5 protein-coding genes are annotated in these 6,427 nt (G+C 25.7%); all 5 read left to right on the top strand.

The features are described 5' to 3' along the window. Positions 1-34: 34 nt before the first annotated feature. Positions 35-736, top strand: coding sequence for a response regulator transcription factor (locus CHF27_RS09660; protein ID WP_095405470.1), 702 nt, complete (start codon positions 35-37; stop codon positions 734-736). After that, a complete protein-coding gene (locus CHF27_RS09665; protein WP_158534743.1) occupies positions 729-1,760 on the top strand; it encodes a sensor histidine kinase in 1,032 nt (343 codons plus the stop codon). The genes CHF27_RS09660 and CHF27_RS09665 overlap by 8 nt, the downstream gene beginning before the upstream one ends. A 130-nt stretch (positions 1,761-1,890) precedes the next feature. Then, complete coding sequence (locus CHF27_RS09670) at positions 1,891-2,571, top strand: ABC transporter ATP-binding protein (RefSeq protein WP_095405468.1); 681 nt, start codon at positions 1,891-1,893, stop codon at positions 2,569-2,571. Position 2,572: 1 nt separating this feature from the next. Then, positions 2,573-5,086 (top strand): ABC transporter permease, encoded by a 2,514-nt coding sequence (locus CHF27_RS09675; protein WP_158534744.1) that lies wholly within the window; start codon positions 2,573-2,575, stop codon positions 5,084-5,086. A 311-nt stretch (positions 5,087-5,397) separates the two neighbouring features. Continuing rightward, the coding region (locus CHF27_RS09680) for a cache domain-containing protein (RefSeq protein ID WP_199533655.1) at positions 5,398-6,427 on the top strand (1,030 nt) is incomplete at its 3' end.

Consider the following 6,427-nt stretch of genomic DNA (forward strand, 5'->3'; position numbering starts at 1 on the left):
ATGGAAAAATAATACAATTTAGGGGAGATTAAGTATGAAAGATAACAAAAACATATTGATAATAGAAGATGATATCACATTAAATAAGGGTATAATGCTAACACTTCGTCAAAGTAACATTAATATAAAACAAGCATTTGACTTAAATGAAGGCAGAAATATATTAAACAAAGAAAAAATAGATTTAATACTACTAGATGTAAACCTTCCTGATGGAAATGGATTCGATTTTTGTAAAGAGATAAAAGAAAAATTACACATACCTATAATTTTTTTAACAGCTTGTGATATGGAGATAGATGTAGTAATGGGACTAGAATTAGGAGCAGATGACTATATAACAAAACCATTTAGCTTAATGATTTTAAGGGCTAGAGTAATGGCGGCTTTAAGAAGACATATATCTAATGCTAATAGTAGTAAAATAACTATAAAAGATTTAGAACTTGACTTTGAAAAGATGAAATTTTCTAAAGATAATAAGTTAATTAATTTAAGCAAAACAGAACAAAAATTACTAAAATTATTAGTACATAATAAAGGACAAGTCTTAACTCGTGAACAACTAATTGATAGAGTTTGGAGCGATATGAATGAATATGTAGATGAAAATGCCCTAACAGTAACTATTAAAAGACTAAGAGAAAAAATAGAAGATAAAAAATCTAAAAATAAATATATAAAAACAGTATATGGAATAGGATATGCTTTCTGTAAAGGTGATGAAAATGAATAATATCAAAGAAAATTCATTTAAAAAAATATATATAACTTTTTTCACTGTAGTAACACTTATATGTGTATCTTTTATAATGTTTATATTAAATATTGATAGCTTAAAAAGTAGTACAGTTATTAATGTTACACTAATATTTGTTTTATCAATATTTTTCCTGGCAATTTTGTTTATATATTTAATAAGAAAAAAAATTCTAAATGTGTTTGGTGATTTAGATGAAATTATTGACTCTGCTATAAATGAAGAAAAAATAATTACAGGCTATGATGAGACAATGCTATCAGCATTAGAAAGTAAGCTTTTTAGGTATATAAAGATTACAAAGGCAAATAAAGAAGCAGTTGAAAATGAAAGAAACAAAGTAAAAACTCTTGTATCTGATATATCTCACCAAACTAAAACTCCAATTGCTAATATATTATTATATAGTCAATTAATACTTGAAAATGAACAAATAGATGATTACAGTAAAGAAATTTTACAAGATATAAAAAAACAAAGTGAAAGGCTTAATTTTTTAATACAATCACTTATAAAAATGTCTAGGTTAGAAAGCGGAATAATAATTTTAGCTACAAGTAAAATAAAAATAAAAGATGTTATATTAAAATCAATTCAAAAAATTTATATTAATGCACAAGGTAAAGAAATTGATGTAAATATTAGTTGTGATGAAAATATAATGGCTAGTTTTGATATTAAATGGACAGTAGAAGCTTTGGTAAATATTTTAGAAAACTCAATTAAATACACTAAAGTAGGTGGAAAAATAGATATACGCGTAACTTCATATGAGTTATTTAAAAGAATTGATATAAAAGACAATGGAATTGGAATAGATGAAGAAGAAATAAATAATATATTTAAAAGATTTTATAGATGTAAAAATGTAAATCAATATGAAGGGGTAGGAATAGGATTATATCTAACTAGAGAAATCATATCAATACAAGGTGGATATATTAAAGTTTCATCAGAAATTAAACAGGGCACTACTATGTCAGTATTTTTACCTTCTTAAAAAATTATCTCAAATTATAAAAAATTATTTCAAATATGTTAAAACTGTTATATTTTGGATAGTAGTTTGTTAGATTTGATTGATATATTTAAATTATTAAATGAGATAAATTTTTAGGAGGAATTAAAATATGAAAATAGTTAAAGTTAAAAATTTAAAGAAATATTATGGAAAAGATGAAAATTTAGTTAGAGCCTTAGATGGTATAAATTTTGAAGTTGAAGAAGGGGAATTTGTTTGTGTAATTGGGACATCGGGAAGTGGCAAAAGTACATTACTTCACATGATAGGAGGACTTGATAGACCAACTGATGGCAATGTTTTAATAAATAATAAAGAAATATTAAAGCTAAAAGATGATGAACTTACTATATTTAGAAGAAGGGAAATTGGATTTGTATTTCAACAATTTAATTTGATACCTATTTTAAATGTATATGAAAATATAGTTCTTCCAATAGAACTTGATGGAAATAAAATAGACAAAAATCATGTTGATTTAGTAATAAAAGCACTAGGATTAGAAAGTAAAATATATAACTTGCCAAATAATTTATCAGGTGGACAACAACAGAGGGTAGCAATAGCAAGGGCACTTGCAACTAAACCATCAATAGTACTTGCAGATGAACCAACAGGAAACTTAGACAGTAAAACTAGCCAAGATGTAATGGGTCTTTTAAAAACAATGAGCCAAAGATTTAATCAAACAATAATTATGATTACTCACAATGAAGAAATATCACAAATGGCGAATAGAGTTGTGAGAATAGAAGACGGCAAAATTATATCTAAGGCGGTGAATGAGTAAAATGATAGAAAATAATAACAAAAAAGTTATAAATAAACTAGCCAAAGAAAGTTTTAAGTCAAATAAAGGAAGAAATAAATTTGCGGTTATCTCTATAATACTTACAACATTACTCTTTACTGCATTTTTTACAATACAAATTAGTATATTAAAGTCTAATGAATACAGCACTATGCGTATGATTGGCTCAACGTTTCATGGAGGATTTGGAAGTTTAACAACAAAAGAGTACGAAAAAATTAAAGATAATAGACTAATAAAAGAAAAAGGAATAGCTATACAAGTAGGACTAGCTCAAAATGAAGAGTTAGCAAAAAGACAAACAGAAATAAAATATGGTGATGTAAGGTATATAAATAATTGTTTTGCAAAACCCATAAAAGGAAATATCCCACAAAATAAAAATGAAATATTAATAGATAAAATAACTTTAGATGAGCTAGGATTGCCTTATGAAATAAATCAAAAAATAAATATAACTTATAATATAGATGAAAATAAATATAAAAAGGATTTTATAGTAAGTGGTATATATGAAGGGGATATAGTATCATCAGCAAGTGTAATATATTTGTCTAAAGATTTTATAGAATCTGAACTTAAAGACATAAACCAAGAACAATCTAAAAAAACTTATTGGGCAACAGGATTAATAGACTTAGAGGTGAATTTCTCAAATTCTTTCTTTATAGAAAATAAATTAGAAAAAGTATTAAAAGAAAGTGGATATTCAGTAGATGATATAAAAATAGGTATGAACCATGCATATGTTGGAGGCAGATTTGATAATAGTATAGAATCTATGCTTGGAGTTATAGGATTTTTAGGTATTATAATGCTAAGTGGATACCTAATTATATATAACATTTTCTATATATCAATAGTAAAAGATATAAAATTTTATGGATTATTAAAGACAATAGGAACTACTAAAAAACAAATTAAAAAAATTATTATAAAACAAGCATTAACTTTATGTTTAATAGGTATACCTATTGGTTTGATTTTAGGGTATAGTGCAGGTGCTATTTTAATGCCAGTGGTAATGAATAGTATGAATATAGAATATACTAAAATTTCTATAAATCCAATTATATTTATAATTTCAATATTATTTTCATTAATAACTGTGTTGATAAGTTTATACAAACCATTAAAAGTAGCGTCTAAAGTATCACCAGTTGAAGCTACAAGATATAGTGGAGTAAATGAAAAATATAATAAAAAAATAAAAAGAAGCTCTCATGGAGCAAGACTTAGAAATATGGCTTTATCTAATATATTAAAAAATAAAAAGAAAGCACTAGTAGTTATATCTTCATTGTCTATAAGTATTATACTTTTAAATATGGTTTATACAATAGCAAATGGATTTGATAAAGATAAATATTTGAGTACTATGATAGGTACGGATTTTACAATAGGAGATGCTAGTTTTTATAGATGGAGATATAATGCAAATGAGAAAAATGCACTTACACAAGAGTTATGCAACAAAATAGAAAAATTAAAAGGCATTAAAAGTGTTGATAAAATGTATTATAGAGAACTTAAAATACCATTAACCGATGTTATGAGTAAAAATCTTGATAAGAAAAAAAATAAGCTGCCTGAAAAAACATTAAGAGATGTAAATTATATACAAGAAGATAAAGAGATTTCAGCTGGTTATTACGGAGTTGATGAAAATATATATGAACTTTTTAAAAATTATTTACCAAAAGGTGAACTTGATATAAATAAGTTTAAAAGTGGAAATTATATTATAATTACAGAGTGTTATGAAACAGGAAATATAGTTAATGTAGGTGATAAAGTAACAATACCTTTTGAAAATGGAAAAATCAAAGAATATGAAGTATTAGCTATATCAAAACAAATGCCACTTTACTTATATGTAGGTTATAGTTTTACAGGAATTATAGGATATATACCTTCTGAGGAATTTAAAAAGACTACAAGTAATGATTCTATAATGACTGCTATGTTTAATGTTGATAAAAAGAGTTTAAATACTGTAAAAAGTTTTTTAGATAAAGAAATAGAAAAAAATCCATCATTAGATTATAGATCAAAATCAACTTATGAAAATGAATTTAAAGACATGAATAAATCTAATGAAATAGTTGGTTATGGACTTAGTTTAATGGTGGGGATTATAGGAATATTAAACTTTGATAATGTTATGATAACTAGTATTACATCTAGAAAGAAAGAATTATCAATGTTAAAGAGTATTGGTATGACTAAGGATCAGATAAGAAAGATGCTTGTACTAGAAGGGCTGTATTATGTATTTGCAACGATTGGTATAGTAATTACAATTGGACTTCCGATTACTTATATTTTGGCAAGTCGATTTGAGAAGATATCATGGATGTTTACTTATAAATTCACAGTAATACCTCTTTTATTAACAGTACCTATTTTATTGTTAATTGCAATACTTATTCCTGTTGTGTGTTTTAAACAGGTAAGTAAAAATAGTATAGTAGAAGCTTTAAGGGAAGTTTGATAAATTACCAATTAGGCTCAAATATAAGTTCATCTTTATGTAGACAAAAATCATGTCTACAAATGTCGAATGGATTTATATTTGGGCCTTTTGCTTGTTATAGGGTGCGTAGCCTGGATGTTTATTTTGCATAATTTATATATTTTTGAATTTGAAAAATAACACAAATAGACAAAATGTTTAAATTATTTACAAAAATATCCATTTGTGTTAATATGAAGTGTAAATTTGTCTTTAAAAAAGGCGTTAACTAATTCATGTTGATGCTTTTTATTCAGTGTAAAAAAATAATAAAAGGAGATAAATCAAAAATGAAATTTAAACTAAGACGTAAAGGTGAAGGCAAAAATAAAAGTATAAAAACTGAACTTACTTTAACAATTGTATTTTTTGCAGTTTTTTGTTGTTTATTTTTAGGAGCAATTACAAGTTATTTAAATTATAAGAGTTCTAATAACGTTTTATCAAAGACAGTTGTAGAAACTACTAAACAAGCTGCTAAAACTGTTTCTCAAAAAATTATAAATGTTCAAAATGCAGCAATTCAAACAGGTATTATAAAAGAAATTTCAGATCCTAAGATAAGTAAAGAAGAAAAACAGAGTATTATAAGTAGACAGGAAAAGCTATATGGATTATCAATAGGTCAAATTATGGATGTAAATGGTAAAGAGCTTTTTAGTGGAAAAGATTATTCTGGTAGAGACTATTTTAAAATCTCTATGTCAGGAAAAGTATATCTGAGTAGTCCTGTACTTAGTAAAGTAACAGGACAACTTACCCTTGTAGTTTCAGCACCTATTTGGGAAAATGGAGTACAAGGTGGCAAAATAATAGGGGTTGTAACTTTTGATCCAGATAAAGATTTATTAAATGAGATTGTTGCTGATATAAAAATAGGTGAAAAAAGTTATGCCTATCTTTTAAATAATGAAGGAACAACAATTGCTCATAAGAATACTAGCCTTATTAATGAAGAAAATACTATAAAACAATCAGAAACAAATAAAAGCTTAGTACCTTTTGCTGAGGCAGATAAAAAGCTTATATCAGGACAAGCAGGATGTGCTGATGTAGAATCAAATGGACAAGGTTGGGTTTTAGGATATGCTCCAGTAGAAAACAGTAATGGTTGGGGTGTAGGTGTAATGGTAAACAAGGATGATTTCCTTGGTGAGATGTATACTTCAATTATAACTACAATTATATTAGCTATAGTATTTACAATATTAGCATTTATTGTAGCAATGAGGCTTTCTAATAAAATAGGAAACCCATTAAAAGAGTGTAGTGAAAGATTAAAAAAATTAGCTGAAGGTGATTTAAATTCAGAAACTACAA

This window comes from Romboutsia maritimum (assembly GCF_002251085.2).
GTDB lineage: Bacteria > Bacillota > Clostridia > Peptostreptococcales > Peptostreptococcaceae > Romboutsia_B > Romboutsia_B maritimum.

What these genes read in the sequence shown, in the direction of transcription:
- CHF27_RS09660 (WP_095405470.1), top strand. Translation starts at nt 35, where the DNA reads ATGAAAGATAACAAAAACATATTGATAATAGAAGATGATATCACATTA.
- CHF27_RS09665 (WP_158534743.1), top strand. Translation starts at nt 729, where the DNA reads ATGAATAATATCAAAGAAAATTCATTTAAAAAAATATATATAACTTTT.
- CHF27_RS09670 (WP_095405468.1), top strand. Translation starts at nt 1,891, where the DNA reads ATGAAAATAGTTAAAGTTAAAAATTTAAAGAAATATTATGGAAAAGAT.
- CHF27_RS09675 (WP_158534744.1), top strand. Translation starts at nt 2,573, where the DNA reads ATGATAGAAAATAATAACAAAAAAGTTATAAATAAACTAGCCAAAGAA.